The 20,936-nt window shown below is 62.0% G+C and carries 19 protein-coding genes; 15 read left to right on the top strand and 4 right to left on the bottom strand.

Annotation, left to right across the window (positions count from 1 at the left end):
• Positions 1 to 76: 76 nt before the first annotated feature.
• Positions 77 to 922, top strand: coding sequence for a xanthine dehydrogenase accessory protein XdhC (gene xdhC / locus NMB38_RS14450; protein ID WP_027916005.1), 846 nt, complete (start codon positions 77 to 79; stop codon positions 920 to 922).
• 10 nt (positions 923 to 932) lie between these two features.
• Complete coding sequence (guaD, locus tag NMB38_RS14455) at positions 933 to 2,243, top strand: guanine deaminase (protein ID WP_059183768.1); 1,311 nt, start codon at positions 933 to 935, stop codon at positions 2,241 to 2,243.
• 32 nt (positions 2,244 to 2,275) lie between these two features.
• On the opposite strand, the gene NMB38_RS14460 is transcribed toward guaD, so the two are convergent.
• A complete protein-coding gene (locus tag NMB38_RS14460) occupies positions 2,276 to 3,031 on the bottom strand; it encodes a GntR family transcriptional regulator (RefSeq protein WP_027916003.1) in 756 nt (251 codons plus the stop codon).
• Between the two features lie 299 nt (positions 3,032 to 3,330).
• On the opposite strand from NMB38_RS14460, the gene NMB38_RS14465 reads away from it, so the two are divergent.
• Entirely contained in the window at positions 3,331 to 4,680 is a 1,350-nt protein-coding gene (locus NMB38_RS14465) for an NCS2 family permease (RefSeq protein ID WP_049695645.1), read from the top strand.
• Between the two features lie 399 nt (positions 4,681 to 5,079).
• Here NMB38_RS14465 and uraH read toward each other — a convergent pair whose 3' ends face one another.
• The gene (uraH, locus tag NMB38_RS14470) at positions 5,080 to 5,433 is read right to left on the bottom strand and encodes a hydroxyisourate hydrolase (protein WP_027916001.1); all 354 of its coding nucleotides are present in this window, start codon (positions 5,431 to 5,433) and stop codon (positions 5,080 to 5,082) included.
• A 372-nt stretch (positions 5,434 to 5,805) separates the two neighbouring features.
• Here uraH and puuE point away from each other — a divergent pair, with 372 nt between their 5' ends.
• The 7 genes from puuE (at position 5,806) to NMB38_RS14505 (ending at position 12,744) form a co-directional block, all read left to right on the top strand.
• A complete protein-coding gene (gene puuE / locus NMB38_RS14475) occupies positions 5,806 to 6,732 on the top strand; it encodes an allantoinase PuuE (RefSeq protein ID WP_027916000.1) in 927 nt (308 codons plus the stop codon).
• Positions 6,732 to 7,247: a 2-oxo-4-hydroxy-4-carboxy-5-ureidoimidazoline decarboxylase gene (uraD, locus tag NMB38_RS14480; RefSeq protein WP_027915999.1), complete on the top strand. Its 516-nt coding sequence runs from the start codon at positions 6,732 to 6,734 to the stop codon at positions 7,245 to 7,247. Before puuE ends, uraD begins: the two co-directional genes overlap by 1 nt.
• A 49-nt stretch (positions 7,248 to 7,296) precedes the next feature.
• Positions 7,297 to 7,800 carry an ureidoglycolate lyase gene (locus NMB38_RS14485; protein ID WP_023535901.1) on the top strand — a complete coding sequence of 168 codons (504 nt, stop codon included), beginning with the start codon at positions 7,297 to 7,299 and terminating at the stop codon, positions 7,798 to 7,800.
• Positions 7,801 to 7,859: 59 nt separating this feature from the next.
• Complete coding sequence (locus NMB38_RS14490) at positions 7,860 to 9,173, top strand: urate hydroxylase PuuD (protein WP_027915998.1); 1,314 nt, start codon at positions 7,860 to 7,862, stop codon at positions 9,171 to 9,173.
• A 159-nt stretch (positions 9,174 to 9,332) separates the two neighbouring features.
• The gene (locus NMB38_RS14495) at positions 9,333 to 10,688 is read left to right on the top strand and encodes a nucleobase:cation symporter-2 family protein (RefSeq protein ID WP_023535929.1); all 1,356 of its coding nucleotides are present in this window, start codon (positions 9,333 to 9,335) and stop codon (positions 10,686 to 10,688) included.
• A gap of 133 nt (positions 10,689 to 10,821) precedes the next feature.
• Entirely contained in the window at positions 10,822 to 11,607 is a 786-nt protein-coding gene (locus NMB38_RS14500; RefSeq protein ID WP_049695642.1) for an outer membrane protein OmpK, read from the top strand.
• Positions 11,608 to 11,961: 354 nt separating this feature from the next.
• The gene (locus NMB38_RS14505; RefSeq protein WP_140174144.1) at positions 11,962 to 12,744 is read left to right on the top strand and encodes an outer membrane protein OmpK; all 783 of its coding nucleotides are present in this window, start codon (positions 11,962 to 11,964) and stop codon (positions 12,742 to 12,744) included.
• 53 nt (positions 12,745 to 12,797) lie between these two features.
• Here the strand turns inward: NMB38_RS14505 and NMB38_RS14510 are convergent, their stop codons facing one another.
• Complete coding sequence (locus tag NMB38_RS14510; protein ID WP_140174143.1) at positions 12,798 to 13,718, bottom strand: DUF808 domain-containing protein; 921 nt, start codon at positions 13,716 to 13,718, stop codon at positions 12,798 to 12,800.
• Between the two features lie 303 nt (positions 13,719 to 14,021).
• Between NMB38_RS14510 and poxB the strand changes: the two genes are divergently transcribed.
• Together poxB and NMB38_RS14520 are read left to right on the top strand one after the other, a co-directional pair.
• Positions 14,022 to 15,746: a ubiquinone-dependent pyruvate dehydrogenase gene (poxB, locus tag NMB38_RS14515; RefSeq protein ID WP_033695150.1), complete on the top strand. Its 1,725-nt coding sequence runs from the start codon at positions 14,022 to 14,024 to the stop codon at positions 15,744 to 15,746.
• 125 nt (positions 15,747 to 15,871) lie between these two features.
• Positions 15,872 to 16,483: a TetR/AcrR family transcriptional regulator gene (locus tag NMB38_RS14520; RefSeq protein WP_027915993.1), complete on the top strand. Its 612-nt coding sequence runs from the start codon at positions 15,872 to 15,874 to the stop codon at positions 16,481 to 16,483.
• A gap of 81 nt (positions 16,484 to 16,564) precedes the next feature.
• Here the strand turns inward: NMB38_RS14520 and NMB38_RS14525 are convergent, their stop codons facing one another.
• Complete coding sequence (locus NMB38_RS14525) at positions 16,565 to 17,005, bottom strand: GlcG/HbpS family heme-binding protein (RefSeq protein WP_023535891.1); 441 nt, start codon at positions 17,003 to 17,005, stop codon at positions 16,565 to 16,567.
• A gap of 246 nt (positions 17,006 to 17,251) precedes the next feature.
• Between NMB38_RS14525 and gcl the strand changes: the two genes are divergently transcribed.
• Genes gcl through NMB38_RS14540 form a run of 3 tightly spaced genes read left to right on the top strand, consistent with a single transcriptional unit; the run spans position 17,252 to position 20,796 of the window.
• Positions 17,252 to 19,027, top strand: coding sequence for a glyoxylate carboligase (gene gcl, locus NMB38_RS14530; RefSeq protein WP_027915992.1), 1,776 nt, complete (start codon positions 17,252 to 17,254; stop codon positions 19,025 to 19,027).
• Between the two features lie 49 nt (positions 19,028 to 19,076).
• Positions 19,077 to 19,859, top strand: coding sequence for a hydroxypyruvate isomerase (hyi, locus tag NMB38_RS14535; RefSeq protein WP_027915991.1), 783 nt, complete (start codon positions 19,077 to 19,079; stop codon positions 19,857 to 19,859).
• Positions 19,860 to 19,902: 43 nt separating this feature from the next.
• Complete coding sequence (locus NMB38_RS14540; protein ID WP_027915990.1) at positions 19,903 to 20,796, top strand: 2-hydroxy-3-oxopropionate reductase; 894 nt, start codon at positions 19,903 to 19,905, stop codon at positions 20,794 to 20,796.
• Positions 20,797 to 20,936 lie beyond the last annotated feature (140 nt).

Here is a 20,936-nt window from a genome sequence, read left to right on the forward strand (position 1 = left end):
GCGTTGCCTGTTCGGGCCCCATTGCCGGCAAGTCGGCAGGAAGGCCTGAACTGGCATCCACAGGAGGATCTTGCATATGCACCAATGGATCAACGCCCTGGCCGAACATCAAGCCCGCGGTGAGGCCTGCGTACTGGTGACCATCATCGAGGAGCGCGGCTCCACCCCGCGCAATGCCGGTTCGAAGATGGTGGTCAGCGCGTGCGGTTCATACGACACCATCGGCGGCGGCCATCTGGAATACAAGGCGCTGCATATCGCCCGGCAGATGCTCCTTGAGCAGCGCGGCACCCCCCATCTGGAACGCTTCAGCCTGGGCGCCAGCCTCGGCCAGTGCTGCGGGGGCGTGACGGTGCTGTTGTTCGAACCCATGGCCGCCGTGCAAGCGCAGATCGCGGTATTCGGCGCGGGCCATGTAGGCCGGGCTCTGGTACCCTTGCTCGCCGCGCTGCCCTGCCGGGTGCGCTGGATCGATTCGCGCGAGCAGGAATTTCCTGCCCAGATCCCTGCTGGCGTGACGCGCGTGGTGAGCGAGGAGCCGGTCGACGAAGTGGCAGACCTGCCGCCGGGCTGCTACTGCATCGTCATGACCCATAACCATCAGCTCGACCTGGAGCTGACCGCTGCCATCCTCAAGCGCAACGATTTCACCTGGTTCGGCCTGATCGGCTCGAAGACCAAGCGGGTCAAGTTCGAGCATCGCCTGCGCGAGCGCGGGTTCGATGCCGCCGTGGTGGCCCGCATGCGGTGCCCGATGGGCCTGACCGAGGTCAAGGGCAAGCTGCCCATCGAAATCGCCGTGTCCATCGCCGGCGAAATCATCGCCACCTACAACGCCCGCTTCGGCCAGCACGATGCTGCCGCCAACGCCGGCCCCATTGCCCAGTTGCTGCCGCCTTCACGGCGCAGCCAAGCCATTTGACGAGTGAGATATGACCGTTACCCGCAAAGCCTACCGAGCCGCCATCCTGCACAGCATCGCCGACCCGGCCGAGGTCGGCCTGGACGCTTCCCATGAGTATTTCGAAGACGGCCTGCTGGTGATCGACGGCGGACGCATCCAGGCCGTGGGCCATGCCAGTGACCTGTTGCCGACCCTGGACGCCGACATACCGGTAGAGCACTACCAGGACGCATTGATCACCCCAGGTTTCATCGACACCCACATCCACTTCCCGCAGACCGGCATGATCGGCTCCTACGGTGAGCAGTTGCTGGACTGGTTGAACACCTACACCTTCCCTTGCGAGAAGCAATTCGCCGATAAGGACCACGCTGACCAGGTGGCGCAGATCTTTCTCAAGGAGCTGCTGCGTAACGGCACCACTACCGCACTGGTGTTCGGCAGTGTGCACCCCGAATCGGTCAATGCCTTGTTCGAGGAAGCCGAGCGCCTGGACCTGCGCCTGATCGCCGGCAAGGTGATGATGGACCGCAATGCCCCCGATTACCTGACCGACACCGCCGAGTCCGGTTACGCTCAGAGCAAGGCGCTGATCGAGCGCTGGCATGGCAAGGGTCGTCTGCATTATGCCGTCACCCCGCGTTTCGCACCGACTAGCACGCCTGAGCAGTTGGCACGGGCCGGCCAACTGCTCAAGGAACACCCAGGCGTCTACCTGCACACGCACCTGTCGGAGAACCTTCAGGAAATCGACTGGGTCAAGTCGCTGTTCCCCGAACAGAAAGGCTACCTGGATGTGTACGACCACTTCGAACTGCTGGGCGAGCGCTCGGTATTCGCCCATGGCGTGCACCTGTGCGACGAAGAATGCCAGCGCTTGGCAGAAACGGGCTCGGCGATCGCGTTCTGCCCCACCTCCAACCTGTTCCTGGGCAGCGGGCTGTTCAACCTGCCCCAGGCGGAGCGTTTCAAGGTCAATGTCGGCCTGGGCACCGACGTAGGCGCCGGCACCAGCTTCTCGCTGCTCAACACGCTCAATGAGGCGTACAAGGTGATGCAACTGCAAGGTGCACGCCTGCACCCCTACAAGTCGCTCTACCTGGCGACCCTGGGCGGTGCGCGTGCGCTGCGCCTGGATGACCGGATTGGCAGCCTGCGCCCGGGCAATGACGCGGACTTCGTGGTGCTGGACTACAAGGCAACGCCTTTGCTGGACTATCGCCTGCAGCAGTCCAGAAGCATCGAGGAGACGTTGTTCGTGTTGACCACCCTGGGCGACGACCGCACGGTTCGTGAAACCTATGCGGCCGGCCGTTGCGTGCATCAGCGCGAAGGATAAGGTTCGCGCTTGATGCGAGCCCAGGCGAGCGGTCAGTTCTTGACCGCGACCTTGGGCTTTTTCAACAGATGGGAGAACACCGCGTGCAGATCGTCCGAGGCACTCTCCTCATCCAGGTTCAGCTTGCTGTCGATGTGGTCCATGTGATGCATCATCAGGCTGACGGCCTGGGCGGCGTCACGCGCTTCGATAGCATCGATCAGTTGCAGGTGTTCGTCGTACGAGCAATGGGAACGGTTGCCGCTTTCGTACTGGGCGATGATCAGCGACGTCTGCGATACCAGGCTGCGCTGGAAGCTGACCAACGGCGCATTACCGGCCGCTTCGGCGAGCTTGAGGTGAAACTCGCCGGACAACCGGATACCGGCACCGCGATCCCCTCGAGAAAAGCTGTCGCGCTCTTCGCGGACCATCTGCCTAAGCTCGGCCAACTGCTCGGCCGTGGCGTGCTCCACGGCAAGCTCGGTGATGGCGCGCTCGACCATGCGCCGCGAGAAGAACACCTGGCGCGCCTCCTCCACGGTTGGGCTGGCGACCACGGCACCTCGGTTGGGCCGCAGCAGCACCACGCTCTCATGAGCCAGCCGTGACAGGGCCCGACGAATGATGGTGCGGCTGACGCCGAAAATCTCGCCCAGCGCCTCTTCGCTGAGCTTGGTGCCCGGCGCCAGACGTTGCTCCAGGATGGCCTCGAAGATGTGCGCATAGACAATGTCGTCCTGGGTACCACTGCGGCCGGCCTTGCCGGTACGCGCGGGTTTTTTCAGGGGTTGCAGCTGTTCGTTCATGGGCTCTCGAGGCACGAAGGAAAGTATGGCGTCATTGTACACAGGCTGAGCCGTTTCTGCAGGCGCGCTTTAACGCATATAGCGATTGTTCACCACACCCGGCATACAAAACATAAAACAGTATTTGCTTTCTTTGTACACAAAAGCATAATCGCTCAGGCAACTTCCTGACCTTACGGTCAACAATATCCAGCGACATTGCAAGCCGCTGGACAGTTGCCGCCCTCGCGGAGCCGCCAAGTGCATTGCTCAGGACCACGGGCTCCATAACAACAAGAAAGACTTGAGGAGTACTCGCTGTGGAAAGCCGCAAAACCGAAGTCCCTACGCTGGACATCGCCTCACCGCCCGCCACGGGTTGGCTGGAGCGCATTTTCAAACTCAGGCAACACGGCAGTACCGTCAAGACCGAGCTGATCGCCGGGGTGACCACCTTCATCACCATGGCCTACATCATTTTCGTCAACCCCAACATCATGGCCGATGCCGGCATCGATCATGGCGCCGCCTTCGTGGCGACCTGCATCGCCGCCGCCCTCGGCTGTCTGCTCATGGGGTTGTATGCCAACTGGCCGGTGGGCCTGGCCCCCGGCATGGGCCTCAATGCGTTCTTCACCTACACCGTGGTCGGCACCATGGGCTACAACTGGGAAACGGCGCTGGGCGCGGTCTTCATCTCCGGCGTGCTGTTCATGTTCCTGACGCTGTCCAAGGTGCGCGAGTGGCTGCTCAACAGCATCCCCGTCAGCCTGCGCCATGCCATGGGCGCCGGTGTGGGCCTGTTCCTCGGCCTGATCGGCCTGAAGACAGCAGGCATCATCGTCGACAGCCCCGCCACCCTGATCAAGCTCGGTTCGCTGCATGAACCAGGCCCGCTGTTGGCGGCGGTGTGCTTCCTGCTGATCGCCATCCTCAGCTACAAGCGGGTATTCGGGGCGATCCTGATCAGCATCATCGGCGTGACGCTGGCGGGCTGGGGCCTGGGGCTGGTGAAGTTCGGTGGCGTGGTGTCGATGCCGCCCAGCCTGGCACCGACCTGGATGGCCATGGACGTGGCGGGCGTGTTCAACGTGAGCATGATCAGCGTGGTCCTGGCGTTTCTGTTCGTGCACATGTTCGACACCGCCGGCACGCTGATGGGCGTGGCACAGCGGGCGAACCTGGTGGCCCCCGACGGCCGTATCGAGAACCTGTCCAGGGCCCTCAAGGCCGACAGTGCGTCGAGCGTGTTTGGCGCCGTGGTCGGCGTGCCGCCGGTCACCAGCTATGTGGAAAGCGCAGCGGGGGTGGCCGCCGGGGGTCGCACCGGCCTGACGGCGGTGGTAGTGGGCGTGCTGTTCATCGCCGCCATGTTCTTCGCACCGCTGGCCGGCATGATCCCGGCCTATGCCACCGCAGGTGCCTTGATCTATGTCGCGATGCTGATGATGGGCAGCATGGCGCACATCAATTGGGACGAGGCGACCGACAGCATTCCGGCGATCGTCACCGTGATCATGATGCCACTGACGTTCTCGGTGGCCGATGGCATTGCGCTGGGCTTCATCAGCTACGTGGCATTGAAGGCCGGTACGGGTAAGTACAAGGAGATCTCCGCCAGCTTGTGGGTACTGTGCGCGATCTTCATTGCCAAGTTCATATTTCTTTGACCCGATCCTCTGCGGACAAAGGCGCCTAAGCGCCTAAGTCCGCAGAGGCGGAATGTAACTCATGACCCTGGTACGAGAAATACCGCTTTGTACAACCTTCGCACACTGCCGTTTATCCAGGCGCATAAGCAATGCGAACGCTCAGCACTGGGGCGCATGCCTTATCGGTGTAAACCGCCGGCCAGTACCTCAAGGCCACCTCTCTGCGGGGTGAGCGCAACAACCGTGCACCGTATTTGGAGCTCATCGCAGTGCAAGGCCGCACCTGCTTGAGATGCGCTTGCCTACTGGCGCGGTGCAGGTCTGGATAGATTGAGAATCTGACGCGTACCCAACGCAAAAAAAAGCCCGCCAGTGTGAGAGCGGGCAAGGACCTACGAAGATTCTTCTAGCGACCAACTAGCTTCCACGATAGGTCGAATAACTGTAAGGCGAGATCAGCAGCGGCACATGGTAGTGCTCCTGCTGCGCATCGATGCCAAAGCGCAATACCACCACATCCAGGAACGGCTGTTCAGGCAGCGCCACGCCACGCCCGCGGTAGTAGTCACCGGCACTGAACTGCAGCTGGTAAACACCGGAACGGTAGTCATCGCCTTGCAACAATGGCGAATCGACGCGGCCATCGCTGTTAGTGAGCGCCGTGGTGACCAGCGTCAGCTGGCTGCCTTCGACACGGTACAACTCCACGTTGATTGCGCTGCCTGGGCAGCCATGGGCTGCGTCCAGTACGTGAGTGGTCAAACGTCCCATCTGCTTGTCGCCTCGTGTTTGCCAGGGGCAAGTACGCACGGCAGTGACCCGAATCGGGGCAGCGTGCGCCTTGGATGAACGCAATTAAGACATTCGCAACGTAAATTGTACACAATTTTTTTGCTTTCCAAGCCGATGCCCTTGTGGGCCATGGCACCAGCGTGAATTAAGCGGGACACTGCGTCTTCGCCTTGCTTAGCTGACCAAGTGGGCAGGTTTCTTGCAAGGTATCCAGACGCGACACCTGGTCATAAATACGGAAATTCGGACTTACAAAAGAATTCATAAGTTGTATACAATCATTGCATCCGGTGGTGCGACACAGCGACGCGGCCCGCCACCCTGCCCACACGTACAAGAAGGAAGACTGCAGTGAGCGCTGACTACCCTCGCGACATGATCGGTTACGGCAATAACCCTCCTCACCCGCACTGGCCAGGCAACGCCCGCATTGCGCTGTCGTTCGTGCTCAACTACGAAGAAGGCGGCGAGCGCAACATCCTGCATGGTGACAAGGAATCCGAAGCCTTCCTCTCCGAGATGGTCGCGGCCCAGCCGTTGCAGGGCGTGCGCAACCAGAGCATGGAGTCGCTCTATGAATACGGTAGCCGCGCAGGCGTATGGCGCCTGCTCAAGCTGTTCAAGGACAGCGGGATCCCCTTGACCATCTTCGCCGTGGCCATGGCCGCCCAGCGCCACCCCGACGTCATCCGCGCCATGGTCCAGGCTGGTCATGAAATCTGCAGCCACGGCTACCGCTGGATCGACTACCAGTACATGGACGAGGCCCAGGAGCGCGAGCACATGCTCGAAGCCATCCGCATCCTGACCGAAATCACTGGCGAACGCCCGCTGGGCTGGTACACCGGCCGCACCGGCCCCAACACCCGTCGGCTAGTCATGGAAGAAGGCGGCTTTCTCTACGACAGCGACACCTATGACGACGACTTGCCCTACTGGGAGCCGAACAATCCCACCGGCAAGCCGCACCTGGTCATCCCTTACACCCTGGACACCAATGACATGCGCTTCACCCAGGTCCAGGGCTTCAACTGTGGCGAGCAGTTCTACCAGTACCTCAAGGACGCCTTCGACGTACTGTACGCCGAAGGCGCCGAGGCGCCGAAGATGCTCTCCATCGGCCTGCACTGCCGCCTGGTCGGCCGGCCGGCACGCCTGGCAGCGCTCAAGCGTTTCGTCGACTACGCCAAAAGCCACGAGCAGGTATGGTTCGCCCGCCGTGTCGACATTGCCCGCCACTGGCAAGCCACCCACCCGTACCAGAAAGAGACCGTCTGATGACCACCTTCAAGACCCTCAAGCCGTCCACCCTTGACCGTGACGCGTTCGTTCACGCCTTCGCCGACATCTACGAGCACTCGCCCTGGGTTGCCGAGAAGGCCTACGACCTCGGCCAATTGGACGAACTGGACAACGTGCACGCGCTGCACCAGCGCATGAGCGACATCCTGCTGAGCGCACCTCACGCCGACCAACTGGCCTTGATCAACGCCCACCCGGACCTGGCCGGCAAGGCTGCCGTCCAGGGTGAACTGACCGCCTCGAGCACCAACGAACAGGCCGGGGCCGGTATTCACCAATGCACCGCCGAGGAATTCGCGCGCTTCACCTCGCTCAACGAGGCGTACAAGGCCAAGTTCCAGTTCCCGTTCATCATGGCCGTCAAGGGCAGCGACCGGCACCAGATCCTGGCCTCGTTCGAACAGCGCATCCACAACGATGCGAAGGCCGAGTTCGCCGAGGCGCTCAAGCAGATCAACCAGATCGCCCTGTTCCGCCTGCAACAGCTGTAAGCGACCGACGATTCTTTACAGAACAACGCACAATAGAAGAGATAACCGCATGCGCACCCTGATGATCGAGCCCCTGACCAAAGAAGCCTTCGCCCCTTTCGGTGACGTGATCGAAACCGATGGCAGCGACCACTTCATGATCAACAACGGCTCGACCATGCGCTTTCACAAGCTCGCCACGGTCGAGACCGCCGAGCCTGAAGACAAGGCGATCATCAGTATTTTCCGCGCCGACGCGCTGGAAATGCCGCTGACCGTGCGCATGCTCGAACGCCATCCGCTGGGCAGCCAGGCTTTCATTCCGCTGCTCGGCAACCCCTTTCTGATCGTGGTCGCGCCACTTGGCGATGCACCTGTATCAGGCTTGGTCCGCGCCTTCCGCAGCAACGGCAGGCAGGGCGTCAATTACCATCGCGGCGTCTGGCACCACCCGGTGCTGACGATCGAAAAGCGGGATGACTTCCTGGTGGTTGATCGCAGTGGTTCTGGCAACAACTGCGATGAGCATTACTTCAGCGAGGAACAGATGCTGATCCTCAACCCCCACCAATAAGAAAAGGTCGGTCATGCCAGGGCACTGCCCGCGCCTGTGACCGGCAAGAGGTACATACTGTGGAAGCACACCTTCACGAGTGGCTGAACCTGAGCATTCGCTGGGTTCACATGATCACCGGCGTGGCCTGGATCGGTGCATCGTTCTACTTTGTCTGGCTGGAGAACCACCTGAATCGAAGCAACCCGCGCGATGGGTTGTCAGGTGACCTCTGGGCCATCCATGGCGGTGGTATCTACCACCTGGAAAAATACAAGCTCGCCCCGCCGAAAATGCCCGAGAACCTGCACTGGTTCAAATGGGAAGCCTACTTCACCTGGATGTCCGGTATTGCCCTGCTGTGCGTGGTGTTCTACTGGAACCCCACCTTGTACCTGCTGGCACCGGGTAGCACCCTCAGTGGCGCCGAGGGCGTGGCGATCGGTATTGGGTCGCTGGTCGTGGGCTGGTTCGTCTACGACTTCCTGTGTGACTCGCCCCTGGGCAAGCGCCCTGCCCTGCTCGGTGCGGTGCTGTTCGTGCTGATCATTGCCGCCTGCTGGGGCTTCAGCCTGGTGTTCAGTGGCCGCGGCGCCTACCTGCACACGGGCGCGATCATCGGCACCATCATGGTCGGCAACGTGTTCCGTATCATCATGCCGGCCCAGCGCCAGCTGGTGGCTGCCATCGAGAACAACCAGACCCCGGACCCGGTCTTGCCGGCCAAGGGCCTGCTGCGGTCACGCCACAACAACTACTTCACGCTGCCGGTGCTGTTCATCATGATCAGCAACCACTTCCCCAGCACCTACGGCAGCCAGTACAACTGGCTGATCCTGGCGGGGATCGCAGTGGCGGCGGTGTTGATCCGTCACTACTTCAACACCCGTCACGACAGCAACAAGTATGCCTGGACGCTGCCGGTCGGTGCCCTGGCCATGATCTGCCTGGCCTATGTCACCGGTCCCAAGCCAATGCCGGTCAGCCCGGAACAGGCCGCTGCCAAGATCGAATACCAGCCGTTGCCAGCCACAGCCGTGGGCGGCAAAACGGCCGCCGAGCGCCGCGCCGAAGACGCGGCCAAGCCCGCCGAACCGGCGGTGCCGGCCGAGGCGACGGCGCAGGCCGGCGGTGACAGCTTCGAGAAGATCCATCACGTGATCCAGGAACGCTGCACCGTGTGCCACTCCTCGAAACCGACCAGCCCACTGTTCAGCGCCGCTCCAGGTGGCGTGATGTTCGACACACCGCAACAGATCCAGGCCCAGGCCGCGCGCATCCAGGCGCAAGCGGTTGCCAGCCAGATCATGCCGCTGGGCAACATCACGCAGATGACCACCGAGGAGCGCAAGCTGGTAGGCGACTGGATCGCCAAGGGCGCGCCGGTCAACTGAGCGTAATTGGCTACACCGCATAACGTCGTACGCAAGCATCGAGCGCAGGCGCTGGCACAGGCTTCAAACAAGGCGATCTTCAGGTTGAAGACCGCCATTTGAAGCCTGGGCTCGCCCGCCGCTTGGATCCGAGAATAAAAACAAAACTCGAGGTGCTGCATGTCCGAGTCATCCAAGGCGTCTATTCCGGTAGCGCCGCCGCGACAGCCCCTGCCCCTGTTCCAGCTCTTTCTGGTTGGCCTGCAACATGTGCTTCTGATGTATGGCGGCGCCATCGCGGTACCGCTGATCATCGGTCAGGCTGCAGGCCTGTCCCGTGAAGAAGTTGCCTTTCTGATCAACGCCGACCTGCTGGTCGCCGGCGTCGCCACCCTGGTGCAGTCGCTGGGCATCGGCCCTGTGGGTATTCGCATGCCCGTGATGATGGGGGCCAGCTTTGCCGCCGTCGGTAGCATGGTGGCCATGGCCGGCATGCCCGGCGTGGGCCTGCAGGGCATCTTCGGGGCCACCATTGCCGCAGGCTTCTTCGGCATGCTGGTCGCGCCCTTCATGTCCAAGGTGGTGAGGTTCTTCCCGCCGCTGGTGACCGGCACGGTGATCACGTCCATTGGCCTGTCGCTGTTCCCCGTAGCGGTGAACTGGGCCGGAGGCGGCCAGCAAGCGACCACCTTCGGCTCACCGATCTATCTGCTGGTCGCCGGCCTGGTGCTGGCAGTGATTCTGCTGATCAATCGTTTCATGCGGGGCTTCTGGGTCAACGTGTCGGTGCTGGTGGGGATGGGCCTGGGTTACCTGCTGGCGGGGTCGATCGGCATGGTCGACCTCTCGGGCCTGGGGGCCACCCCCTGGCTGCAGGTGGTCACGCCGCTGCACTTTGGCATGCCCACCTTCAGCCTGGCCCCGATCCTGTCGATGTGCCTGGTGGTGGTGATCATCTTCGTCGAGTCCACCGGCATGTTCCTGGCCCTGGGCAAGGTCACCGACCGTGAAGTCACCCCAGGCATGCTGCGCCGGGGGCTGCTGTGCGACGCAGGCGCCTCTTTCATCGCAGGCTTTTTCAACACCTTCACCCATTCCTCGTTCGCCCAGAACATCGGCCTGGTGCAGATGACCGGCGTACGCTGCCGTTTCGTCACGGTGGTGGCCGGCGGCTTGCTGGTGGTGCTCAGCTTGCTGCCCAAGGCGGCCTACCTGATCGCCTCGATCCCGCCAGCGGTGCTGGGCGGCGCGTCCATTGCCATGTTCGGCATGGTCACTGCCACGGGCATCAAGATCCTCCAGGAAGCGGACATCGGCGATCGGCGTAATCAGTTGCTGGTTGCGGTCAGCGTCGGTTTCGGTCTGATCCCGGTGGTACGGCCGGAGTTCTTCGCCCAGATGCCCCAGTGGATGGAGCCCATCACCCACAGCGGCATCGCCATGGCCACGGTCAGTGCGCTGGTGCTCAACGTGCTGTTCAACATCCTCGGCGGCGCGGACCGCGCAGCGCACAACGCGCCCTGCCACCCCCACTGAGCCAACGGGCGGCGCCCTGGCCGCCCATGCTTCACGCCTGAATCACTGCTGTGCCGTCGGCCCACTGCGCGTGGGCCGCCCGGGGCGCGCACGCGCCTGACAACCCACAAGAACAACATCCGGGAGCTGTCACATGAACCACATCCCCACCGCCTTGTTGCTGGGCACCAGCCTGCTTGCCAGCGTACCGAGCCAGGCCGGCCAATGGCTGCAATGGCACGGCGAGAGCCTGACCTACCTGTACGGCAAGGATTTCAAGATCAACCCTGGCATCCAGCAGACGCTTACCTTCGAGCACGCCAACAAGTGGAAATACGGCGACACGTTCCTGTTCGTCGACAAGATTTTCTACAACGGCAAGGCCGACCCCGGCAAAGGGGTGACCACCTACTACGGCGAGTTCAGCCCTCGCTTCTCGCTGGGCAAGATCCTCGACCGCAAGCTCGCCTTCGGTCCGGTCAAGGACGTGCTGCTGGCCATGACCTACGAGCGTGGCGAAGGTGACAATGAAGCCTACCTGATCGGCCCAGGCTTCGACCTGGACGTGCCAGGTTTCAATTACTTCGTGCTCAATTTCTACGTGCGCAATACCGAGGGCAGCCGCCCCGGCGACAACGTATGGCAAATCACGCCCGCCTGGTCCTACACCGTGCCACTGGGCAAATCCGACATTCTGATAGACGGCTACATGGACTGGGTGACCGACAACGACCAGAACCGACGGGGCACCTATCACGCCAACCTGCACTTCAACCCGCAGGTGAAATACGACCTGGGCAAGGCGCTGAGCCTGGGCGACAAGCAGCTGTACGTGGGCTTGGAGTACAGCTACTGGAAAGACAAATACGGCATCGACAGCCGGGGCGCCCTGGACAGCAATCAGAGCGTGGCCAGTGCCTTGATCAAGGTACACTTCTGACAACCTGACCACATGCACAGGTTTGCTCCACCGTGCTCCATGACGGAGCACTTGAGGCCAGGCGCGCAAGCCAGTAATCTGCGCGCCCCCTCGATCAGGGCAGGACGGATTCTGCCTGCGTTTACTGACCGCTCAGTCAATGAATTCGGGCGGTTGGCCAACGTGTTGCCAGCCTGAAAGACCCTTTTCATCCGTTCAGAACGACGTCGAGCAGGACGGTTTCGCCAACCGGGAAGAAGTTGGCTCAACCCTTGCCAGACAGCTGTGGCCCATCGAAAAAAGCTGACTACAAAGACAGAAAAAGCGCCAACACCGAGCGCTGACAACAGATCAACCAAGGGAGCGACATCCGCAATGCGTACCATCAACAGCCTGATCCTCGCCGGCGGCCTGCTGGCCTGTGGCACCACCTTAGCCGGCGACCTGCTGCAGTGGCAGAGCAACAGCTTGACCTACCTGTGGGGCAAGAACTTCAAGGTCAATCCGTCGACCCAACAGACCCTGACCTTCGAGCACGCCGACGGCTGGAAGTACGGCGATAACTTCCTGTTCGTCGACAAGATCTTCTACCAAGGCCAGAAGGACGCGGGCAACGGCCCCAACACCTACTACGGCGAGATCAGCCCGCGGCTGTCGTTCAACAAGATCTTCGATCAGAAGCTGTCCTTCGGTCCGGTCAAGGACGTGCTGCTGGCCATGACCTACGAGTTTGGCGAGGGCGACACGGAAGCCTACCTGATCGGCCCCGGCTTCGACCTGGACATCCCAGGCTTCGACTACTTCCAGCTGAACTTCTACCAGCGCACCACCGACGGCAGCCGCCCTGGCGACAATGTCTGGCAGATCACCCCGGTGTGGGCCTACACCATTCCGGTCGGCGCCTCCGACGTGTTGATCGATGGCTTCATGGACTGGGTGGTGGACAACGATGAAAACCGCCGTGGCACCTACCACGCCAACCTGCACTTCAACCCGCAGATCAAGTATGACCTGGGCAAAGCCATGCACCTGGGCGAGAAGCAGCTGTACGTGGGTGTGGAATACGACTACTGGAAGAACAAGTACGGCATCAAGGATTCCGGCGCCTTCACCACTGACCAGAACACCATGAGCTTCCTGGTCAAGGTGCTGTTCTGATCACGGCATAATGACGGGGCCGCTTGGCGGCCCCTTTGCCCAAGCGTTGTCACTTAGCCGGTAGCGCGTGCGCGAACCCAAGAGAATCCGCCGACCACCAGCGCCGTCAGGCCGCCAGCGACAGCCCCGACAACTCCGAACACGACGAGCTTGGCCACTGCTTCCCAGCCTCCGCTGTGCGCGACCCAGCCTTCGATGACGTGCTCAAGTGGCGCAATGCCTTCAGCAATGAATGTACCGCCGACCAGAAACATCGCGACCGTGCCGATCCAGGACAGCGCCTTCATCAGGAAAGGCGCGGCCGACACCAGCACTTCACCCAGCTTTCTGACCGCGCGACCCCACATACCCTGGGCTTTGGATTTCGCCAGGGCGAACCCTGCGTCGTCCAGCCGCACAATGCCAGCGACCAGCCCGTACACGCCAATCGTCATCACCAAGGCGATCAAGACCAAGGTCAGAATCTGCTGGTACAGCGGGGCCTCAGCCACCACGTTGAGGGTAATGACGATGATTTCCGCGCTCAGGATGAAGTCGGTCTTGATCGCCCCTTTGACCTTGCGTTTTTCATACGCGGCCAGTTCCTCGGGGGTCTTGGGAAGCGCCTTTTTCCCTTGCCCCTTCGCGCCATGCTCGCTGCGGGAAAACTTGTCCTTGATCGCCTCGAAGCCCTCGTAGCACAGGTACAGGCCGCCGGCCATGAGCAGCCATTTGACCGCCGCCGGCAGCACCGCACTGAGGATCAGGGCGCACGGCACCAGGATGGCCTTGTTCTTCAGAGAGCCTTTGAATACGGCCCATACCACCGGCAGTTCGCGATCGGCCTTCATGCCTGTTACTTGCTCGGCGTTAACGGCCAAGTCATCGCTCAGTACGCTGGCCGACTTCTTGGCCGCGACCTTGGTCATCAACGAGATGTCATCCAACAGGGCCGCGATGTCATCCAACAACGCAAAAAAACTGCTGCCAGCCATTCCATTCATCCTTAGTAGACGCGTGCGATTTCATCATCCTGAAGCGCCTGAATAGCCAGGCGTGCTCCCAGGGCAATCACGATGGCATACAGACCGGCCGGTGGCGGAACAGTTCTGCCGGGCGCGCGCGTGCCGTGGCCTGCCGGCAGCAGATGACCCAGGACGCACACATGGGTTTCAGGGCAGCGTCAGGCACGGGGCAGCGCGCATGACGATTCGTTCATGGACGCAAACGAACAGCCGTGACCAAGCGCCTGTCTCTATCCCATCGATCACATTCTTCCATTCGCACCAGGAGTACCCATGGCAAAGCTCAACATGGCCCAGCAGTTGGCCTCGACACTCGAACAAGCCGGTATCAAGCGGATCTGGGGCCTGACCGGCGACAGCCTCAATGGCCTGACCGACGCCCTGCGTAGCATGGACAGCATCGAGTGGATGCACGTGCGCCATGAGGAAGTTGCGGCCTTTGCCGCCGGTGCCGAGGCGGCGGTAACCGGTGAGCTGACGGTGTGCGCTGGTAGTTGCGGGCCGGGCAACCTGCATTTGATCAATGGCCTGTTCGACTGCCACCGCAACCGGGTGCCCGTGCTGGCCATCGCCGCGCAGATCCCCTCCTCGGAGATTGGCCTGAACTACTTCCAGGAAACCCACCCGCAGGAACTGTTCAAGGAATGCAGCCATTTCATCGAACTGGTCAGCAACCCTGCGCAAATGCCGCAGGTGCTGCACCGGGCCATGCGTTCGGCCATCCTCAATCGCGGTGTGGCGGTGGTGGTGATCCCCGGTGACGTCTCGCTGCTGGAGGTCGAGCAGAAACCGGCGGCCTGGCCTACCCTGCAGCAGCCACGCATTTTGCCCACGGACGTCGATCTGCAGCGCCTGACCGAATTGTTGCAAGACAGCCACAAGGTGACCCTGCTGTGCGGCAGCGGCTGCGCAGGTGCGCACGACCAGGTCGTGGCCCTGGCCGATGCACTCGGCGCACCAGTGGTCCATGCGCTGCGCGGCAAGGAGCATGTGGAATGGGACAACCCCTTCGACGTCGGCATGACGGGCTTGATCGGCTTCAGTTCCGGTTACCACGCCATGCTCGGCTGCGACACGCTGGTGATGCTGGGCACCGACTTTCCCTACCGGCAGTTTTTCCCGAGCGACGCCAAGATCGTGCAGGTCGACCGTGACCCGCAAGCGCTGGGGCGACGCGCCACGTTATCGCTGGGTATCGCTGCCGATGTCGGCGAAACCCTCACCGCCCTGCTGCCACGCCTGACGCGCAAGACTGATCGGCGCTTCCTGGATGATGCACTCAAAGCCTATGACAAGGCGCGCCAGGGGCTGGACGATCTGGCGGTACCCTCCAAGGGTGACCGGCCGATCCATCCGCAATATGTCACACGCCTGCTCAGCGAACTGGCCACCGAAGACGCGATCTTCACCGCCGACGTCGGTTCGCCCACGGTCTGGGCGGCGCGTTACCTGAAGATGAATGGCCAGCGTCGCCTGGTCGGCTCGTTCAACCACGGCTCGATGGCCAACGCCATGCCCCAGGCCATGGGCGCACAGGCGGCCTTCCCGGGGCGCCAGGTGATCTCGATGAGTGGCGATGGTGGGTTCAGCATGCTGATGGGGGACTTCATCTCGCTCGCGCAGCTCAAACTGCCCGTGAAGGTGGTGGTGTTCAATAACGCGTCACTGGGCTTCGTCGCCATGGAAATGAAGGCTGCCGGCTACCTCGATACCGGCACCGACCTGCACAACCCCGATTTTGCCGCCATGTCCAATGCCATGGGCATCCTGGGGATTCGCGTCGAGCGCTCCGAAGACCTGGAGCAGGCCCTGCGCCGTGCGCTGGCCCACGACGGCCCCGTACTGGTCGACGTGGTCACCGCCACCCAAGAACTGGTCATGCCGCCAGCGATCAAGCTGGAGCAGGCCAAGGGCTTTAGCCTGTACATGCTCAAGGCCGTGATGAGCGGGCGGGGCGACGAGGTGCTGGACCTGGCGAAGACCAACCTGCTGCGCTAGCGCCTATGCGCGCGACTGGATGCAAAGGCCCTGCCCAAAGCCGCTGCCTTGAGCCGCCATTGGGCACGGTGCTACCATGCCGGCTGCCTCCTAGAGGTGGCCTGACACGAGGAAGATCCCTGACCATGAGCACCATTCGCGAGCGCAACAAGGAATTGATCCTGCGCGCGGCCAGCGAGGAATTCGCCGACAAGGGCTTCGCAGCCACCAAAACCAGCGATATCGCCGCCAAGGCCGGCCTGCCCAAGCCCAACGTCTACTACTACTTCAAATCCAAGGACAACCTGTACCGCGAGGTGCTGGAAAGCATCATCGCGCCGATCATGCAGGCCTCCACCCCATTCAACGCCGATGGCGATCCTCGCGAAGTACTGAGCGCGTACATTCGCTCCAAGATCCGGATCTCCCGCGATCTGCCCCATGCTTCGAAAGTATTTGCCAGCGAAATCATGCACGGCGCACCGCACTTGTCGCCCAGCCAGGTTGAACAACTCAACGAACAGGCGCGGCACAACATCGAGTGCATCCAGCAGTGGATAGACCGCGGCCAGATTGCCCACGTCGATGCGCATCACCTGATGTTCAGCATCTGGGCGGCGACCCAGACATACGCCGATTTCGACTGGCAGATCTCGGCGGTGACCGGCAAGGCCAAGCTGGCCGACAGCGACTACGACGCTGCGGCCGAAACCATCATCCGCATGGTGCTCAAAGGCTGCGAACCCGAGCCGGCCTGAGCAGCACCACCTTGCCGTTCGCCCTGAATGTGCCCACCTGCGCCGCAGGTTGGGGCATTGAGCAAAGACAGTTGATGCGGGTCAGGCCACCGCGCCCGCATCGGCGCGCAGCCCCAGCGCCTCGATGGCACTGATCGCGCACTGCTCGTCGATATCCGATGTATCCCCGCTGATCCCCACCGCACCTAGCACCCGCCCATCCTGATCACGCACCAGCACGCCGCCTGGCGCCGGCACGACCGGACGTTCGCCCAATCCGTTGAGCGCGGCGAAGAAAGCCGGCCGTTGCTGCGCATCCAGCGCCAGCAGACGCGAGCCCTTGCCCAGCGCTATCGCCCCCCAGGCCTTGCCCGTTGCGACCTCGGGTCGGATAAGGCTCGCGCCGTCTTCACGCTGCAAGGCAAGCAAGTGCCCACCGGCATCGAGCACCGCCACCGTCAGCGGCGCCGCCTGGATGGTCCGCCCAGCAGCCAATGCGGCGTTTACCAGGCTCAGCGCCAGGTTCAGGTTCAAAGCATTCATGGGAAGGTCCTCTTTTTATTGTGAGAAGCCCTGAGGGCAGTTGAAAACCGATACAGCAATAGAACACAACCGAAAATATTTTTGTATACAATATTTAGATCCAATCGTATTCGATAGCGCAATCACCCCATTTCACGGCCGCATCGACTTACCCGATCAAAACCCATTGACCTGATCACCTGACCGTGAATACACTGAATCGCAACACAGGTTGTATACAATTACAAAATCGATGAGGCACAAATCATGAGCAAAATGAGAGCAATCGATGCAGCCGTACTGGTCATGCGCCGTGAAGGCGTCGTGACTGCGTTCGGCATCCCAGGGGCTGCCATCAACCCGTTGTACTCGGCCCTGAAGAAAGTGGGTGGCATCGATCACGTCCTCGCTCGCCACGTCGAAGGCGCCTCGCACATGGCAGAGGGCTATACCCGTGCCAACCCGGGCAACATCGGCGTTTGCATTGGCACCTCCGGCCCAGCTGGCACGGACATGGTCACCGGCCTTTACAGCGCCAGCGCCGACTCCATCCCGATCCTGTGCATCACTGGCCAGGCGCCGCGCGCCCGCCTGCACAAGGAAGACTTCCAGGCCGTGGACATCACCAGCATCGTCAAGCCCGTCACCAAGTGGGCAACCACCGTGCTGGAGCCTGGCCAGGTGCCGTACGCGTTCCAGAAAGCGTTCTTCGAGATGCGCAGCGGCCGCCCCGGCCCGGTACTGATCGACCTGCCATTCGACGTGCAGATGGCTGAAATCGAATTCGACATTGATGCCTACGAGCCATTGCCCGTGCACAAGCCGTCGGCCACGCGCGTCCAGGCCGAAAAAGCCCTGGCCATGCTCAACGAAGCCGAGCGGCCCTTGCTCGTTGCAGGCGGCGGCATCATCAACGCCGACGCCAGCGACAAACTGGTCGAATTCGCCGAACTGACCGGTGTGCCGGTGATCCCGACCCTAATGGGTTGGGGCACCATCCCCGATGACCACCCGCTGATGGTCGGGATGGTCGGCCTGCAAACCTCTCATCGCTATGGCAACGCCACCCTGCTCAAGTCCGACCTGGTGCTGGGCATCGGCAACCGCTGGGCCAACCGCCACACAGGTTCCGTAGACGTGTACACCGAAGGCCGCAAATTCGTGCATGTGGACATCGAGCCGACCCAGATTGGCCGCGTGTTCACCCCGGACCTGGGCATCGTGTCCGATGCCGGCAAAGCCCTGGATGTGTTCCTGGAAGTCGCCAGGGAATGGCAAGCCGCCGGGAAACTCAAGTGCCGGCAGGCCTGGCTTGAAGACTGCCAGCAGCGCAAGGCCAGCCTGCAGCGCAAGACCCATTTCGACAACGTACCGGTCAAGCCTCAGCGTGTGTACCAGGAGATGAACCAGGTGTTCGGCAAGGACACCTGCTATGTCAGCACCATCGGGCTGTCGCAGATCGCCGGTGCGCAGTTCCTGCACGTGTACAAGCCACGGCACTGGATCAACTGCGGCCAGGCCGGCCCGCTCGGCTGGACCATTCCTGCAGCACTGGGCGTGGTCAAGGCCGACCCCAAGCGCCAGGTCGTGGCCTTGTCTGGCGACTACGACTTCCAGTTCATGATCGAGGAGCTGGCCGTCGGGGCGCAGTTCAACCTGCCCTACGTCCACGTGCTGGTGAACAACGCCTATCTGGGGCTGATTCGCCAGGCTCAGCGTGGTTTCGACATGGACTACTGTGTACAACTGGCATTCGAGAACATCAACGCCACCGACGCTGCCAGCTATGGCGTCGATCACGTAGCCGTGGTCGAAGGCTTGGGCTGCAAGGCCCTGCGGGTATTCGAGCCGGCCGACATCGCCCCTGCCCTGCTCAAGGCACGGCAAATGGCCGAGCAGTTCCGCGTGCCGGTCGTGGTCGAGATCATTCTTGAACGCGTCACCAACATTTCCATGGGCACCGAGATCAACGCGGTCAACGAATTCGAAGACCTCGCCCTGGTCGGCAACGACGCGCCGACCGCCATCTCGCTGCTGGACTGATCGCCTGACGCCCCGGCTGGTCCGGGGCTCTCAACGCAAGGAGACAACCATGCCTCGCTTCGCTGCCAACCTGTCCATGCTGTTCACCGAGCAGGACTTCCTGGCCCGCTTCAAGGCCGCCGCCGACGCCGGTTTCAGTGGTGTCGAATACCTGTTCCCCTACGATTTCAGCGCTGACGAAATCCAGGCGCAGCTCAAGGCCCATGGCCTGACCCAGGTGCTGTTCAATCTTCCCGCAGGTGACTGGTCCAAGGGTGAGCGTGGCATCACCTGCCACCCCGACCGCGTCGAAGAATTCCGTGCAGGTGTCGACAAGGCCATCGAGTACGCCAAGGTACTGGGCAACACCCAGGTCAACGCCCTGGCTGGGATTCGTCCAGACGGCCCGGACTGCGCCACCGTGCGCAAGACCTTCGTGGAAAACCTGCGCTATGCCGCCGACAAGCTGCAGGCCGCCGGTATTCGTCTGGTCATAGAAATGATCAATACCCGCGACATCCCAGGCTTCTACCTCACCACCACCGAGCAGGCGCTGGCCATCCAGGCCGAGGTGGGCAGCGACAACCTGTTCCTGCAGTACGACATCTACCACATGCAGATCATGGAAGGTGACCTGGCGCGCACGCTGGAAGCCAACCTCACGCTGATCAACCACGTGCAGCTGGCCGACAACCCTGGCCGCCATGAACCGGGCACGGGCGAGATCAACTACCGCTTCCTGTTCGAGCACCTGGACCGCATCGGCTACCAGGGCTGGGTGGGGGCTGAGTACAAGCCACTGACCACCACCGAAGCAGGCCTCGGCTGGCTGAAATCACACAACGCGATCTGAGCCCCACCGGGAACGCGAACAACGATAAAAGAGGTAATTTCTCATGGCTAAAATCGGTTTCATCGGCACCGGCATCATGGGCAAGCCCATGGCCCAGAACCTGCAAAAAGCAGGGCACAGCCTGTTCGTCTCCACCCACCACGATGCGGCTCCAGCCGACCTGATCGCCGACGGCGCCGTGGCCCTGGCCAACCCCAAGGAAGTAGCCCAGGAAGCCGAGTTCATCATCGTCATGGTCCCGGACACCCCACAAGTCGACAGTGTGCTGTTCGGGGAAAACGGTGTCGCCCAGGGCGTGGGACCGAACAAGGTGGTGATCGACATGAGTTCGATTTCCCCGACCGCCACCAAAGCCTTTGCGCAGAAGATCAACGCCACCGGCGCTACCTACCTGGACGCTCCGGTATCCGGAGGTGAAGTGGGTGCCAAGGCCGCGACCCTGAGCATCATGGTCGGCGGCTGCCCGAACGCCTTCGAGCGCGCCCTGCCACTGTTCCAGAGCATGGGCAAGAACATCACCCTGGTAGGCGGTAATGGTGACGGTCAGACGGCGAAAGTGGCCAACCAGATCATCGTCGCCCTGAACATCCAGGCCGTCAGCGAGGCGCTGCTGTTTGCCGCCAAGAACGGCGCAGACCCGGCCAAGGTGCGCGAAGCACTGATGGGCGGTTTCGCCTCGTCGAAAATTCTGGAAGTGCACGCCGAGCGCATGATCAAAGGCACCTTCGACCCAGGTTTTCGCATCAGCCTGCACCAGAAGGACCTCAACCTGGCCCTGCAGGGTGCCCGTGAGCTGGGCATCAACTTGCCCAACACGTCCAACGCGCAGCAGGTGTTCAACACCTGCGCGGCCCTGGGCGGCAGCAACTGGGACCACTCGGCGCTGATCAAGGGCCTGGAGCACATGGCCAACTTCTCGATCCGCGACGACCGCTGATCCGAGCGCCGGTCCTGCCTTGCAGCCCTGCTGCCGGTAAACCGGCACGCCTGTTACGCCTCTTGACTGAACACAGCCAGGGGTGACCCCGAGCAACACCGCCCCTGGTTCGGCCTGCACGGAGGCTGTTCCAGGGGCGT

The sequence above is a fragment of the Pseudomonas sp. FBCC-B35 genome, assembly GCF_059133755.1.